Below are 15,819 nucleotides of genomic sequence, written 5' to 3'. Positions count from 1 at the left end.
CCAGGCCCGGCGAGTGGGCTTTGAGCAGCACGTGTCCGAGGCGCTCCGGCCGCTGTTCGATGGTCGAGCTGACGAGCCGCCAACCGGTCCAGAGGAGCTTCTGCGACTGGAAAAGGGGTTTCGCGAGGTGCTTCAGCGAGGGCAGGATCATCAAGCCGCCTCGTCTTTTTTCAGCGATCCAAGAATGCCCGCTGGACGGGATGACCCCAAGGGAAGCGTGTCGGACGCTTTCGCAGCAGCCGGCTCTAGGCACGCCGTAGTTGAGGCCGCCGCCCCGCCAGTGTTAGCTGCCAGCCAACAGCAGATCCGGCCCTCGCCAGTTGCGTTTGACCGGCCGGTATCATCCTCGGCTGCTGCAGGCGTGCGCTTGTATGCCCCTTCGATGATCTCTCGGAAGACCAGTTCCGAAAACTGCGATCAGTTGCCCGCCTTGTGCTGCCGCCTCGCCGTCGAGGTCGAAACGCCCGCGAATCAATGGGAGGTCAGCGGGCCATGGGGGCAGAGTGCAACGGTGTCTACACCGCCTGTTTGAGGGGAGAGGTACACTTGGCTTTCCTGTTCCAGCAGCATCCGGCCGCACACCGACGCGATGGGGAGCTAGAATTCAACTCGGACCTTCGCAAGGCACGCACCGCGGCTCAAACGCCGTTCGTTTGGGAAAAATGGCTCAGTACCGACAAAGCTTCTGTAATGGCCCTAGTGGCCTCGGTTGCGCTCTTGGTCGCGATACAGTGGCAAGACCCCCAGATCAACGAGGCGGTCCTAAGCGAACTGCGGACGATTCAGATCAACTACGCATTGCTCCAGCGAGACGTCGCCCGCGCCGACATGGTATTGGACTTCCGTTCCGTTGCTTCTACCGGGCAAGCATTAAAAAGGAACCTTCAAAACTACCAACGCCTTGTTGAGATTTCGCCCAATGAGAGCTCCGGGGTGCACTCCAGGTTGGTTGCACAGCTCAAAAAGTCCCTCGAAAACACAGAAGCTGCCATCTCGAACTCGGCCGCGCAAAATGAGCTTCTGCAAAGCTCTCTCGTACGCTTTGCTCGCTCGGCTAATCGCCTTTGGGGGGGAGTGTCGAACAGGCCTGAATTTTCCAATCTGATCCTTCAATTTTCGGCCAGACCGGGATTCAGCCTCGCATTACAAATCGATCAGTCTCTCCGCCGACTTCCTCCTAGCCAGGACCAAGTCACGGAGGATGTTGCCCGCGAGGGCCGCGCTATCCTGTCCTCAATGTTGAGGTTGGACCGCGCTGTCAATCGGATCCCATCCTTCGACACGTTCGCCAAGGCTGCCGAATTGGAGCGAGAACATCTGAAAGCCTACAGCTTCGCCAGCGCGCAAGCGCAGCGTACACGGCTTTTCTTTGGCTTGGTGTCCATATGCCTCTGCTTGTTTGCGACCATTCGAGCCTCCACGCTGCATGTGCGGACGAACCGGTTGGAAAGGCGGTTAGAGCTTGAAGCGGCGATGAGTGAGATCGAAGCTTGTTTCATCGACAGTCAAGCAACGAAGGCTTCGCGGCGCTTCTCCACCGAAGCGGCGCTTAGACTCATTCAATGCGTTTTCGATGCGGATCAATGCGCGCTTGCTCTGGTGGATCCGAGTATCAGCAGGAATACCGAGTACTTTGTCGCGAACAAGCGCATGCGCGTCTGGAACGCCACGCTAATCCATGAAGTCGTCTCACTTGTACACCCGGAACAGCCAGTGTTTCGCGTCGTTCCGGCGTCGGAAGTGGTTCGGACTGCCGTAGGCACTACCGGTGTTTGTCAAATTGTTGGTTGCCGGGCCTCCGATCAGCAGGCTGCGGTTTGTATCCTTGTTTTTGAAGGAGATCGCTCACCACCCTCCACAGACGACCTCCTGGTTCTGGCGAGCGCTACTGTGCGTTTAGGCAACCATCTTGAAATGCAACGTGTACACACGGAACGTAACCTTTTTGAGAGTCGATGGGAGCATGCGGAAAGGCTGACGGCTGTCGGCACAATCGCAAGCGGCGTTACACATGAATTCAATAATGTTCTAGGAGCAATAGTCGGCTACGCAGAGATGGCTAAAGGTCTTGTGCGTCGCCCCTCGAGAATTCGGGGCCACATCGGCCAAATTATCTTGGCCAGCAACCGAGCCAAACTGATTATTGATCAAATTTTGTCACTAAGCCGAAATCGGAAGCGCGTGACGATGCCTTTCGACGTCTCGGAGAGTGTAATGGATCTCGCGCCATTGCTGCGGGTTACACTTCGTGCGGATGTTCAGTTGAACTTCAAGATCAACGAGTGGCAAACGGTGATCGAGGGCAGCCCGACCGAGATACAGCAGATCCTTATGAATCTATGCAAGAACGCGTCGGAGGCTCTCTTGAATGAGGGCCGTGTCGAGATTAGCGTTTCTCGCGCTCACGTCTGTCAAACGAAGCCCGTGGCTAAGGGCACCTTGAAACCGGGAGATTACGTTCTCCTCTCCATCAGCGACGATGGCCAAGGAATCGCAAGTTCGGTGCTTCCGCATATCTTTGAGCCCTTTTTTACCACGCGCTCTCGCGTCGGCGGGACCGGACTGGGTCTTGCTGCAGTGGACCGCCATGTGAGCGCGCTCGCAGGATGCCTTGACGTCACCTCGGCTGTTGGCCGAGGTACACGCTTCGATCTCTACTTACCGGCCTGCGCTGAGGAGCAGGTCAGAGCTGATAGCGCTTTCGGCCCATGCGATGGATCACTTGGCAACGGAGAAATCATTGCAGTCGTTGACCCCGATCCAGCAGCGTTGGAGATCTACAAGGATAAGATCGCCGCGCTGGGTTATAAGCCGGTCGGCTTCGCGACCTTCGAGAGTCTTTGCGACTGGATCGAGAGCGGGAAGGCAGCCGACCTCCTAATTTTCGATAAAGCGACTTTCCTCGGGCCAGGACAGCCCGAAGCTCTACGTACCACCCTGATGACGGTGCCCATCATCGTCGTTGGTGGAAGCGACCCCATGCCGATCACATCTGGTAATCAGACCTTCGTCCTTTGGCTAGCCAAACCGGTCTCGTCCAGGACGATGGAGCATGCAATTCGTAGGATGATAATGGCATGATGCCGCCGACGCGCTCAGGATACCGAGCTACCGAGGCAGTCGGAGGCGGAGCCGGCTGGGATCCAGCAAATACAAGAGCGTCGGACGATCTCTGCGCACCCGGCTCATGGCGAGTTCCCCTCGAACACCGTCGTCGGCTCCGCCCAAGGAAGGGCTCCCCGACCACGGCAAACCTGCCGCCGTGCTCGTGACCGTCAAGGACAAGTCGCCGCGCGATGGGGTCTGCGGGCCTCCATCCTTGACAAGTCACTGCGCGCTGGCGGCGACAGGCAACGGGTAATATAAGGTCGGGACGAGGAGATGGTCGCCAATCGGTCACGCAAGATGGTTGACGAAATGACTCGAGAGCAAAGCTTGACAATCATCGCCCCATTCACGCCAGACTTCTCCTGTGCGTTCATCATCGGCTACGGCTCCTCGCTGCCCCGACAAGGCTATCGCCGCCCGGCCGGGCAAGCGATATCCCAGGTTCCGACGTGTTCCTTTCATGCTAGATTGACCTAGGCCCCGGCAGGGCGGGAGCATGAGGCTGGGTTCTCGGTCGCGGATCTGTGAGGCAAGCACGGGGTAAGCGACGGCTCGACCCACCATTGGGAAGGCCGGCTTCGGCACGGAGGTGCGGCCTCGGCGTTGAGAGGCATCGGATCGGGTGTAGCAGGACTTTCGAACTAACTGCCGACAACACACTGGATAGGCTGTTCTCGTCGTTCGGTCCAGTTCACCAACGCCTATGTCGACATTTTACGGCGCTTCACTACTAACCGGGCACCGCACGATGGCAGCTCGTTCTCTCCGGCAAAAGATACCCCCTGTGTTAGCTTCCGTGTGTCTGCTTGCCCTCACCTGCGGGATACGTAACGCCATCCCTAAAAGCATCGAATGCGGCAGCGACAGCGCGAATCCCAAAGCGATGCTCCCGCCGTACGCGGACAAAACCGTTTTCGAAGTCCACTATTCCGTCCTTGGCCAGCATCGCCAAACGCTCATCTGAACCGCGAAGACGGATCGGATCAGATCCGTGGGCGACACAGATTGCCGGCACGTCAGCCTCGAAATCGCACATTAATCGCTCGATAATTGCGGCTCGCACGCGGTCGTCGTCTGTGAGGCGATGGCCCTTCGATGTAGCCAGTCGGCCAGCTGCGATGTGCTGGATGTAGGAATCCCGTGTAACTTCGTTTTGAACGTATCCCTGGCCGGTGCGGCCGATAGCCGACGCGCCGAAACCGATCAGGGTTCTGCAGGTGTCAGCCGAGTAGCCCAACGAGTTACGTCGCAGGCGACCTGTTTCCTGTGCCAGCGCGAGCTCGTCGTCCGGAAAGGCGAAATGGTCGAGCCCGATCTGTCGGTAGCCGGCGGCAATCAGCCTCACGGCGACAGCCGCATACTGTTCAGCGCGGGCAGCGCTGTCGGGAAGAAATTCCGCCTCGATGGGAGGCGCTGGTTCTTTATTTGGGATGGGATATGCGAGTAGCCGAACAAGGCAAGCCGGTCGGGGCGCATGGCGACCGCTGCCCTCGCCGTCTCGACCCACGACACCACCGTTTGACGCGGCAGGCGTCCCATGGTGATAACAAACCACCTTGCCGCTGAGCTCGCCTGTGTCTTTGCGTTATGCCAGTCCGTTCCGCTTAGATGTCTTGGCTGTTCCCGCCGAGACCTCACGCGCACCGTTTTATTCCCACCATCCCTCCCCGTCAGCTCCGCCTGGGAAATTCTGCCAGCTTGCCGGATCCGACGAGATAATGCAGCGCTGGGACGGACTTTGCTCGCCAGCTAGCGACCGTGGTGATCTCTGCCAAAAGGACGAGGCCATGAACGCGATCGGCGCTAACGGTGGCGGTTTGTATAAGCCTTGGGGTGGGAACTGGGCCTTCTATGCTGGCGCCACATACAAGCTCAACGAGACAACTTCGTTCTACCTTCGGCTCTCCCGGTGACCAGCTCTCAGTAGCGTCGCGGCAAACGTTGCCTATGGGCTTCTTTTCGATTTCACAGCTACGGCGACTCCAAACTCAGCAGTCGGCAAGATGGAAGCTTCCAACGGGAACTGCCCAATGCGAACAAGAAGAGCAGTGTCGGCAGTAATCCTGCGCCTCGAACGCTCATCCTAACGCCGTGAAGCGTAGAGCTCCGAGGTTGAGCAGACCAAGCCCGCAACACGCTCTAAAAAAACGGCGCATACAAGCCATCCGAGATTGCAGCCTAGCCTCGGGGCCGAACGTTGTTTCATATCAGACCGGTGGGGATGAAGCCTGCCATCCAGCACCCGGTCAGTTTCAGGTCAAACTTGAACTCCCAGTCGGGTCAGAACGCGATCAACTGGCAGTCCGACGCACTTAAAAATGACAAATGGATCGCCTGCTTTTGGGCCATCCATGGGGAATTCGGGCGCGAGAGAACAAGCTCACACAGCATAAGCGAAGCTCCAGGCGAATCTTGCGCTGGCCGAGGCAGAACCATGTTTAAAGCTGCCTGTTTTCCACCTCGAACCTGTCTGAGTCCGGCCGATCGTCATAGATCGGCCAAAGCATCGGCCAGATGGCTCCCCCAATTACGGTTTGTGCGTAGTTGTCAGTACGATAGGCCTGCCGAACATCGGCCATGATCATCATCGGCAGCATCGATTTGTGTCCAAGCCTGGCGACGTCGGCTGTTTTGGGCAAAAGCCTGCACTCGCGTACCGCAGCCAACCTCGCCCCATCTCGTGCGCATCATGAACACCTACTACAGCAACCTGATCGAAGGCCACGATACGCGCCCGCGCGACATCGAACGGGCGCTGGTCGGAATTTCGATCGAGACGAGAACCGCCGCAATCTGCAGCTCGAGGCGGCCGCGCACGTTCGCGTGCAAGCCGAGATCGACCGCCTGGCTGGCGATGGGCAGTTGCCGGAACCGGCATCGGTAGGTTTTCTTCGATGGCTGCATGCGGAATTCTACCGCGATGCGGAATCGCCCATGCTGACCATCAAGGGTTCCGGCCGTGAGTTCGTCATGGCGCCAGGTGAGTGGCGATCGAAGCCAGAGCATGACGTCGCCATCGGCCGGCATGAACCGCCTTCGAGCGATCGCGTCAACGATTTCATGCAATACTTTGCCATGCGTTATCGCTTCGATAAGCTGGGCAAGGCCGGACGCATCCTGACCATTCCTGCCGCGCATCACCGCTTCAACTACATTCACCCGTTTCCGGACGGCAACGGACGCGTCAGCCGATTGATGAGCCACGCCATGGCCCTCAGGCCGGGGTCGCCGCGCACGGGCTGTGGTCGATCTCACGAGGCTTGGCACGTGGCGTGAAAAGCCGAACGGATTACAAGAGCATGATGGATCATGCCGATATGCCCCGCGAGGGTGATCTCGACGGACGTGGCAACCTCTCCGAACGCGCACTCGGCGATTTTACCTTATGGTTCCTGCAGGCGTGTATCGATCAGGTGAGCTTCATGACCGGACTGTTCGATCTCGACACGTTGGCCAAGCGGCTGTATCGGCATGTGGAGCGCAGTGGTCTGAAGCCCGAAGCCGGCCGCCTCGTGGAGGAAGCGCTCACGCGCGGTGAGTTTGACCGCGGCGAGGCATCCCGTATTAGCGGACTACCCGAACGTACGGCGCGTCGAGTGTTCAATGACGTAATCGCGCTCGGACTATTGGCGTCGGAAACGCCAAAGGGCCCAGTGTCCCTACGCTTTCCGGCGGACGCTCTGGACGCGCTGTTTCCGAAGCTTTTTCCGGAAACGTAAGAGCATAGGGCGCTCACGATCTTAGGTCACTTCTCCTCGGAACCGGAAAGATTTTCACCGGATCACCCGCGGGTTCGTCATTCCGCGTTCTGAGACGCGGGAAAAGCCGGCGCACTAGAGCCGAGGCCGCCGATGCAGACATATTTGGTGTCGAGGTAATCCTCGATGCCCTGATGTCCGCCTTCCTTGCCGAGGCCGGATTCCTTGACGCCGCCGAAGGGTGCCTCCGGCGTGGTGATGAGGCCTTCATTGACGCCGACCATGCCGTATTTCAGCCCTTCCATGACGCGGAAGGCGCGGCCGAGATCGCCGGTGTAGAAATAGCAGGCGAGGCCGAATTCGGTGTCGTTGGCGAGCGCTATCGCTTCCTCTTCGGTCTCGAACTTGAACACCGGGGCGACCGGCCCAAAGATCTCTTCCTTCATGAAGCGCATATTGGGTGTCGCGTTGGCGATGACGGTCGGCTGGAAGAACGAGCCGCCGAGCGCATGGCGCTTGCCGCCGGCAACGATCTTGCCGCCCTTGGATGTGGCGTCGGCGATCAGTTCTTCGACCTTCTCGACCGCCTTCTCGTCGATCAGCGGCCCCTGCTGCACGCCGTCCTCGAGGCCGGAGCCGACCTTCAGCCCATTGCTGGCGGCAGCGAGCTTCTCGACGAACTTGTCATAGACACCAGCCTGGACAAGGAAGCGGTTGGTGCAGACGCAGGTCTGGCCGGAATTGCGATACTTGGCGGTGATCGCACCGGCGACCGCACGCTCGAGGTCGGTGTCATCGAAGACAATGAACGGCGCGTTGCCACCGAGTTCCATCGACACTTTCTTGACGGTGACCGACGACTTCTGGATGAGAAGCTTGCCGACTTCCGTCGATCCGGTGAAGGTGATCTTCGACACCAGCGGATTGGCGCAGATCTCGTCGCCGATCTCGCTTGCCGAACCGGTCAGGATGTTGACGACGCCCTTGGGGAAGCCGACCTCCTCTGCGAGCGCACCCCAGGCGAGGCCCGAATATGGCGTCTGCGAGGCCGGCTTGACCACTGCGGTGCAGCCGGCGGCGAGCGCCGGGCCGAGCTTGCGGGCCAGCATCGAGGACGGGAAATTCCACGGCGTGATGGCGGCGATGACGCCGACCGGTTCCTTGGTCACCAGGATACGGCGATCCGCCCACGGCGACGGCACCACGTCGCCATAGGTGCGGCGGCCTTCCTCGGCGAACCACAATATGTAGGCCGCGGCAGAGCCAATCTCGCCCTTCGATTCGAACAGCGACTTGCCCTGCTCGATGGTCAGCAGTTCGGCCAGCACGTCCTGATTGTCCATCATCGCGTCGTGCAGCTTGCGCAGCAGCTTCGAGCGCTCGAGCGCGGTCGTCTTGCGCCAGGTCTTGAAAGCTTCCGCGGCGGCTTCGATGGCGCGGCGGGTCTCGGCTTTGCCCGACTTCGGCACGGTGCCGATCTTGAGACCGGTGGCCGGGTTGTTGACGTCGACCGTCTGGCCGCTGTCGGCCTGCACCCATTCGCCGTTGATGAGATTGGCCTGGCGCATGAAATGGCTGGTTTTCTGAAGCATGGTCTGGCCTCCGTTCGGATAAGACAATCAGGATCCTGTATGCTGGCTGCGGCTCGCGCTTGCCCAAGCGCCTTTCGCGCGGCCGGCCCCTCCAGCGACGTCTCGCCGCACGCCGGGCGGGTTCATGCCGACTGGTCAGTCCGCGCATGGGCCGCCGCGGTCTCATCAAGAGCCGCGCGAATGCCATCAACCATGTAATCGATCTCTTTAGGGGCGATGACGTAGGGCGGGCAGATTGCCAGCACGTCGCCCATGTTGCGGATCATGACTCCGTGCTCGCGGCACCGCCGCTCGACATCGGTGCCAATTCGCAGCTCCGGCGCAAAGGCGCGACGGGTGGCGCGATCCTCGACGATCTGGATCCCCGCTATAAAACCGCGGCCGCGGACCTCGCCGACCAGTGTATGGTCGTTGAGCGCGTCCGCGAGCGCTGCATGCAGATAATCGCCGAGACGGCGCGCCTGGCTCACGAGATCGATCTCGCGGTAGATCCTGATCGCCTCGGCGGCGACGGCGGCTGTCACCGGATGGCCGGAATAGGTGAAACCGTGGCCGAACACGCCGACCTTGTGGGCCTCGTCGGCGACGCACTGGTAGACCTTGTCGGAGATAATGACGCCGCCAATGGGCAGATGACCGGATGAAAGCCCCTTGGCGACCGACAGCATGTCCGGTTCCATGCCAAAAGTCTGGCTGCCGAACCAATTTCCGGTGCGTCCGAAACCGCAGACCACCTCGTCGGACAGCATCAGGATGTCGTATTTGCGCAGCACCGCCTGAACCTTTGGAAAATAATTCTCCGGCGGTACCAGCACGCCGCCGGCGCCCATGACTGGCTCTGCGATCATCGCGGCAATCGTCTCTGGCCCCTCCGCCAGGATCAGGGCCTCGAGTTCCTGGGCCAGGCGCGTGGCGTAGTCATGCTCCGCCTCGCCCGGCAGACCGTCGAGATAGTGGAACGGCCGCGCGGCGAATATGACGGGAAGCGGCGGCAGGTTGAAGGACTTGTGCATGTGCGGCAGCCCACTCAGCGCCGCGCCCATGATCGTACTGCCGTGGAAGGCGCCAAACCTGCTGATGATCTTGCGTTTCTCCGGACGTCCCCGCGCGGCCTGGTAATACCAGGCGAGCTTGATCATCGTATCATTGGCTTCCGAACCGGAGCCGACCAGAAAGACGCGCGCGTGGTCGAACGGCGCCAACGCGGTAAGCTGCTCGACGAGTTCGACGGTGGGCTCGTTCGAGCGGTGGTTGAAGGTGTGGTAGACGGCGAGCTTGCGCATCTGGCGGTCAGCAGCGACAGCCAGCCGGCTGTCGCTGAAGCCAAGCGAGGCGCACCAGAGTCCGCCCATGCCCTCGATATAGCGGTTGCCCGCGTCATCCGTGACGGTCGCGCCTTCGCCGGCCACGATCGTCAACGGACCATGATCCTCATGCAGGCGTGGATCCGTTTGGGAATGAAAGTGCCTGGCCATGTCCAGCACGCGCGATTCGTTGTTCATCAAAATTCTCCTTGCGACCAGATAGGCGGTTGCTTCGGCGAGGAATATCTTATAACTTATAAGTTGTCGAGAAAAAATGATCCCGAGAGTGACGTCCAATGGCCAACGCACCCACTCCTTCAAACAACACCCTGCCACCCGACGCGGAGCGGATCGCCCTGTTGCGCGACAGGGCAGAGTTCGTCCGGCTCGAGACGCTGCGCCTCATCCAGATCGCCAAGGTGGGCCACTATTCGTCGGTGTTCTCCTGCGCGGAAATATTCGCCACGCTCTACTACGATGCGATGCGGCTGAGGCGCGGCGAGCCGCAATGGCCGGACCGCGACCGCTTCCTTATGGGCAAAGGGCACGCCGCGGTCGGGCTTTATCCGCTGCTGGTCGACTGGGGCTTCTTCTCCAAGGACGTCCTCGATGGCTATACCCGGCTCGGCAATCCGCTTGGCGATCATCCCGACATGCGCAAGGTGCCCGGCGTCGATTTCAGCTCCGGCTCGATCGGCCATGCCCTGTCCGGCGGCCTCGGCATGGTGCTTGGCGGCCGTGCGGCCAACCGGCGCTTCGATGTCTATGTCCTGCTCGGTGACGGCGAGATGCAGGAGGGCCAGGTCTGGGAAGCGGCGCTCTCCGCCGCCCACCATAAGGCCGGCAATCTGATCGCCATCGTCGACCGCAACGGATACCAGCTCGACGGGCAGGTCGACGACATCATCGGCATCGAGCCGTTGGCCGACAAATGGGCGGCGTTCGGCTGGCAGGTGCACGAGGTCGATGGGCACGACGTCGTCGCTCTCGCGACGCTGCTGCGACAGTTGAAGGCCGAGGCAGACCGCACCCGGCCCGTCTGCATCATTGCCAAGACCTCCAAAGGCAAGGGCGTTGGTTACATGGAAACCGAACCCGGCTGGCATCTGGGCTATCTCGCGCCATCGGACGAGGCCTTGGCCGCCGAAGAGATCAAGCGTGGAGGCAAAACACAATGAACGGCCCGATCGATACCAACTCCTGGCAGTACCGCCAGATCAACGCGCGCGCGCCTGGCCTGAGTTACCTGGCCAACGCGCTCATTGAGCTGGTCGAAGACGGTTATCCGGTCGTGGCCGGTACGGCCGACCTTCAATATTCCAACGGGCTGGTGCGGTTCGCGCAACGCTTTCCCGAACGCTTCACGCAATTTGGCATTTCCGAGCAGAACATGGTTTCGGCTGCTGCCGGCATGGCCAGCACCGGCGCCATGCCGTTCGTCGCTACATTCGCTTCTTTCCTGGCGCTGCTGTGCTGCGAACAGATCAGAACCGACGTCGCCTATTCGGCGCTGCCGGTGCGGCTGATCGGTCATCATGCCGGTATTTCACTCGGCTTCTACGGCACCTCCCACCATGCGACGGAAGATCTTGCCATCATGCGAAGCATCGCCGACCTCACGGTCGTCGCGCCGGCTGACGGCCCGCAACTGGCGGCCGCCGTCAAGGCGTCTGTCAATCATGCCCAGCCAATCTACTTCCGCATTGGCCGCGGCCAGGAACCGCTGGTCTATGAAGACGACGGCGTCGAGTTCCAGTTCGGCAAGGCGATCGTTCACGGCGAAGGATCGGAACTGACCATCATCGCCTGTGGCTCGATGGTCCATCCCTCAAGGGAGGCTTACCGGGCGCTGCGCGCGGCGGGCAAGTCCGTCGGACTGATCGACATGCATACGGTGAAGCCAATGGATACGAAGGCAGTGCTCTCGGCCGCGGCTCACTCCCGCTTCATTCTAACCATCGAGGAACACAATATCCTGGGCGGTCTGGGCGGCGCCGTGGCGGAAATCCTGGCGGAGGCGGGCAGCCCGGCACGGTTGATACGCCATGGCATCCGCGACGAATACAGCCTGATTGCGCCGCCAACGCATCTCTACAAGCACTACCGGCTGGACGCGGCGGGAATCGAGGCCACCGTTCTTGAAGCCCTCGGCTGAGCCGGCGGACCATAGCCATGCACGGACATTCCGATGACCGATCAGAATAACACCTCCCGACTCATCGAGCGCGCCGGTGCGGTGATGCCGGGCGGATTGCTCAGCCCGAGCCGCAGGCTCGGCGCGCCGCATGTATTTGCCCGGGCGCAGGGTGCGTTTCTCTACGACGTCGATGGACACCAGTACACCGACTTCCACTGCGGCTTCGGCGCCAATGTGCTTGGCCACTGTCATCCGGCGGTGCGTGAACGCATCGCTGCGGTCTCCCAGGACATCGACCTTGTCGGCGCGGGAACGATGCGGCTAGAGATCGAGGTGGCGGAGGCGCTGGTCGACTGCATCCCTTGCGCGGATCTCGTCGCCTTCTGCAATTCCGGATCGGAGGCGACCTATCACGCCCTGCGCCTTGCCCGTGCCGCCACCGGTCGCAAGCGCATCATCAAGTTCCAAGGCGGCTATCATGGCTGGCACGACTATGTCGCCATGAACGTACAGTCGCACGCGCAGGCGATCGGCAAGTACGATCCCATCAGTGCTGGCATCCTCGAGGATGCCGCCCGTCACACCATCGTGCTGCCTTACAACGATGCCGGCGCCGTCGAGGATTATCTCAAGGCCAATCCCGGCGATGTCGCGGCGATCATCATCGAGCCAATCGCTCACAATATGGGGTCGGTGATCGCGACGGATGTTTTCCTGCGCGAGCTGCGTCGCCTGACCAGCGATCATGGTGTCGTGCTGATCTTCGACGAGGTCATCACCGGCTTTCGCCACGCGCTCGGCGGCTATCAGTCGATCGCCGACGTCACGCCTGACCTGGCGACCTTCGGCAAGGCGGCCTCCTCAGGCTATCCCGTTGGCGTGGTGGCCGGTCGTCGCGATCTCATGGCGCTCGTCGGCCGGACCGGGGAAGGATCCGTGTTCATGGGCGGTACTTTCAACGGCACGCCGTCGACGCTCGCCGCCATGCAGGCGACGATCGAGGAGCTGTCGAAACCAGGCTTCTACGACCGCCTGTTTGCCCTCGGCGCTTTCATGCGCACGCAGCTGGATGGCATTATCGATCGCCTCGGCCTGCCCGCGCAGAGCGCCGGGTTTGGCTCGGTCTGGCTGATCTATTTCCTCAGCGGTCCTTACCGCGACTACCAGGACTTGCTGGGCAACGACGATGTTTTCGATCTTGCGTTCCGCAGAGAGATGGTGGCGAACCGGCTGATCGGCCAGCCGCTTCCGCTCAAGCGTCTCTACCTGTCAGGGAGCCATGACCGGGCGACAGTCGAGAAATCGCTGGATATCATCGAGACAATCCTGCGCAAGCTCTCCGCTGGGAAACCCGCCAGCTCCTAGCCATGTTTCGCAACGGACTTATAGGATATAAGAGCGTCTCGCACTATCCGTTGTCGATTCGGTGCGGCCAAGATTGCAGCGGTGGACCATGAGCACGATGCAGCCAATCGAGCAAGGCAGTCTGTCGGCGAGAACTTATATCTCGCTGCGCGAAGCCCTGATCGCCGGCAATTTCCGGCCCGGCGAAAGACTGTTGATGCAGGATCTGGCGCAACGGCTGGGCACCAGCGTCACGCCTGTGCGCGAGGCCTGTTTCAGGCTCGTCAGCGAGCAGGCGCTGGAACTGCGGTCAGGGCGGTTCATCACCGTTCCAGAGCTGACCCGGTCGCGTTACTGGCAGGTCCGGCTCATTCGCATCGCGCTCGAGGGACTAGCGGCCGAACTCGCCGTTGAGCATGTTTCGGAGAAGGACATTGCAAAACTGGTCGAGATCCATCGCGATTTCGTGGCCGGCGAAACGTCCGGCGATGCTGACCGCGCCCGTCGCGCCAATCGTGAATTCCACTTCGGGGTCTACCGCCTGTCCAAGATGGATATGCTGATCGCCCAGATCGAAAGCCTGTGGGTCTCGATGGGCCCTATCCTTAACGTGTATTATCTGCAGGCCGAGAACGATTACATCGGCGCGGAGGAGCACGAGACGCTGATCGAAGCGTTCCGGACCCGCAACAAGAAGGTGGCGCGTAAGGCGATCGAACGCGACATCGTGCGCGGTGGCATGAACCTGTTGCGGTATTTCGACGAGCAGGACGCGGCCGCCAAGCGGGCGTGATCGAAGCCGCCGGTCATTTGCTGGCGACCTCTCTTCGCGCTGGCTCAGGCCGCCCGAAGGCGCGCGGTGGCATCCTGGTCGACAACCCAGACGCCCTGCTCGGCGTCCAGCACCAGGGCAACCTTGTAGGACTTGCGAGCCGCTTCGCTTGTTAGCCAGCCGCGGCCAACGCTGGCCGCGACACGGCGGACATCGCGCTTGGTCGGGTCGCCGTAGCCGCCGCCGCCACAGGCAACGAACTCGATGCGCTCGCCGGCGCGGCACGCCTCCTCATGGAAGGCCGGCAATTCCACCAGCTTGCCATCCGTGCCGCGCTTGGCACTGCGACTTGCTTTGGCGTCACCGCCGCCCAGCACGCCACGCGGCGGAAAGGTTGTGCCATCGGCCGAGTAGACCAGTGTCATCTCGTGGTCGACGGGATAGAAGACACCGCCCACCGCGGGAGCGCCCTCGAACTCGCCAATGCCTTGGGTACCCGCCACCACGCCGCGCGATTCAATGATGATGGGATACATGGATTCGTCCACCTCCACGGAATCCAGCGCGATCAGGCCGCCATTCGCCGGCCCGCAATATGTCAACCAGCCGTCATAGCCGTGACGCGCGCCGCCGCCGGCGTAGCCAATGAAGACCTGGTTGACGTAGGGCTGCCCGTCCTTGAACGGATCCTTGCCCGAAATCACCCCGATCCCCGCCGGCAGGTGCGAGCCGCTCTCGGCCTGGCCATAGGGTTCTCCCATCGTCGAGAACACGCAATTGCCGGCGATGATCAACCGGTCGTTGACATTGGTGGTCGCCACCGAGGTGCCTACGGGGTAGCGGGGTTTGCCAACCACGCTTCCCTCCCGCATCAACACCTTGATCCGGCTCTTGGCGCCCTCGTTGTGCGGGATGCCGTCGTCGAGATTGTTGAAGACGCCAATGCGGCACGAGCCCGTGCAGGTGTTTTCCGACAGGTTGAGACCGCCAGGGACGTTATCCATGTTGTCACGCACGTCGACCGTGATCTCGCCGGCTTCAGGGTCGACATCGATGGTGATCCGGACCGGGATGCCCTCCTCCGCCACGCCGGGGACCGGGTCATGGCGGACCTCGTAGGAGAACTTGCCCTTCGGCAATTTGGCGATCTCGGCCATGGCGCGACGCGCACCGTAGTCGAACCAGTCCTCGACGAAATCCAGCAGCGTGTCGCGGCCGTATTTTTCAAGCAGTTCCAAGAGACGGCGTCGACCGGTCCTGCAGGCGCCGATCTGGGCTCGCACGTCGCCCAGCCAGATGTCTGGAACACGGTTGCGCATCATGCCGATGCGCAGGATGTCCTGCTTCTCCCGGTGCTGTTCGACCACACGCACGCAGGGAAAGTGGATCCCTTCCTCATAAACGTTCTTGGCAAATGGCAGATATGTCGAAGGTGTCGGCGCGCCAGTATCGGCGTGATGGGAAAGCGCCACGGCCCAGAACAGCGGCTTGCCGTCGAAAAAGATCGGCATCGCCATGATCAGGTCGGCATGATGGGTGCCGCCCGTGTATGGGCAGTTGTTGAGGAAGATGTCGCCGTCGGCGATATCGTCGAACAACTCCGTTATCGGACGGGTCGCCAGATCCATCGACATGACGTGGATCGGCAGCGCGTCCTCGGTGGAAACCAGGCGGTGATCATAGGTCAGGATCGCACAGCTCAGGTCGCGGGCGTTCTTGATCACCGCTGAGCGGCTGGCCCGCATCACGACCAGCGTCATTTCCCGCACCACCGCCTCGAACCGGCTTTTGAGAACCGACATCAGGAACGGATCGACGCGGCGCGTTGGCGTCTCCAGGCGAATGACAGGTGAATTCATTTTAC

Annotated in this window: 10 protein-coding genes and 1 pseudogene; 7 read left to right on the top strand and 4 right to left on the bottom strand. The window is 61.1% G+C overall.

The features are described 5' to 3' along the window. The first annotated feature begins 546 nt into the window (after positions 1-546). A complete protein-coding gene (locus NKJ00_RS28845) occupies positions 547-3,081 on the top strand; it encodes a two-component system VirA-like sensor kinase (RefSeq protein ID WP_031204404.1) in 2,535 nt (844 codons plus the stop codon). Between the two features lie 814 nt (positions 3,082-3,895). On the opposite strand, the pseudogene NKJ00_RS28840 reads toward NKJ00_RS28845, so the two are convergent. Further along, a pseudogene (locus tag NKJ00_RS28840) lies at positions 3,896-4,638 on the bottom strand (oxygen-independent coproporphyrinogen III oxidase); the annotation flags it as partial. Between the two features lie 1,047 nt (positions 4,639-5,685). Between NKJ00_RS28840 and NKJ00_RS28835 the strand changes: the two are divergent. Together NKJ00_RS28835 and NKJ00_RS28830 are read left to right on the top strand one after the other, a co-directional pair. Further along, positions 5,686-6,384: a Fic family protein gene (locus NKJ00_RS28835; protein ID WP_352632156.1), complete on the top strand. Its 699-nt coding sequence runs from the start codon at positions 5,686-5,688 to the stop codon at positions 6,382-6,384. A gap of 23 nt (positions 6,385-6,407) precedes the next feature. Beyond that, a complete protein-coding gene (locus tag NKJ00_RS28830; RefSeq protein ID WP_352632154.1) occupies positions 6,408-6,827 on the top strand; it encodes a Fic family protein in 420 nt (139 codons plus the stop codon). A gap of 77 nt (positions 6,828-6,904) precedes the next feature. On the opposite strand, the gene NKJ00_RS28825 is transcribed toward NKJ00_RS28830, so the two are convergent. Further along, a complete protein-coding gene (locus NKJ00_RS28825; RefSeq protein ID WP_023768617.1) occupies positions 6,905-8,398 on the bottom strand; it encodes an NAD-dependent succinate-semialdehyde dehydrogenase in 1,494 nt (497 codons plus the stop codon). Between the two features lie 122 nt (positions 8,399-8,520). Then, positions 8,521-9,900, bottom strand: coding sequence for an aminotransferase (locus tag NKJ00_RS28820; protein WP_352606435.1), 1,380 nt, complete (start codon positions 9,898-9,900; stop codon positions 8,521-8,523). A gap of 98 nt (positions 9,901-9,998) precedes the next feature. Here NKJ00_RS28820 and NKJ00_RS28815 point away from each other — a divergent pair, with 98 nt between their 5' ends. From NKJ00_RS28815 to NKJ00_RS28800, 4 genes are all read left to right on the top strand, one after another. Beyond that, the gene (locus NKJ00_RS28815; RefSeq protein WP_023768618.1) at positions 9,999-10,880 is read left to right on the top strand and encodes a transketolase; all 882 of its coding nucleotides are present in this window, start codon (positions 9,999-10,001) and stop codon (positions 10,878-10,880) included. Further along, a complete protein-coding gene (locus NKJ00_RS28810; RefSeq protein ID WP_352538806.1) occupies positions 10,877-11,857 on the top strand; it encodes a transketolase family protein in 981 nt (326 codons plus the stop codon). Before NKJ00_RS28815 ends, NKJ00_RS28810 begins: the two co-directional genes overlap by 4 nt. Positions 11,858-11,890: 33 nt before the next feature. Continuing rightward, positions 11,891-13,204: an aspartate aminotransferase family protein gene (locus NKJ00_RS28805; protein ID WP_352632151.1), complete on the top strand. Its 1,314-nt coding sequence runs from the start codon at positions 11,891-11,893 to the stop codon at positions 13,202-13,204. 88 nt (positions 13,205-13,292) lie between these two features. Next, on the top strand, positions 13,293-13,976 hold the full coding sequence (locus tag NKJ00_RS28800) for a GntR family transcriptional regulator (RefSeq protein WP_023737066.1): 684 nt from the start codon (positions 13,293-13,295) through the stop codon (positions 13,974-13,976). A gap of 44 nt (positions 13,977-14,020) precedes the next feature. On the opposite strand, the gene NKJ00_RS28795 is transcribed toward NKJ00_RS28800, so the two are convergent. After that, positions 14,021-15,814 carry a hydantoinase B/oxoprolinase family protein gene (locus NKJ00_RS28795; RefSeq protein ID WP_023737067.1) on the bottom strand — a complete coding sequence of 598 codons (1,794 nt, stop codon included), beginning with the start codon at positions 15,812-15,814 and terminating at the stop codon, positions 14,021-14,023. Between the last annotated feature and the right edge of the window lie 5 nt (positions 15,815-15,819).

Origin of the sequence: Mesorhizobium sp. M0227 (assembly GCF_040321855.1) — a bacterium.
Lineage (GTDB): Bacteria > Pseudomonadota > Alphaproteobacteria > Rhizobiales > Rhizobiaceae > Mesorhizobium.
Note: the sequence above shows the minus strand (reverse complement) of the source record. Positions and strands in the feature narration are given on the sequence as shown.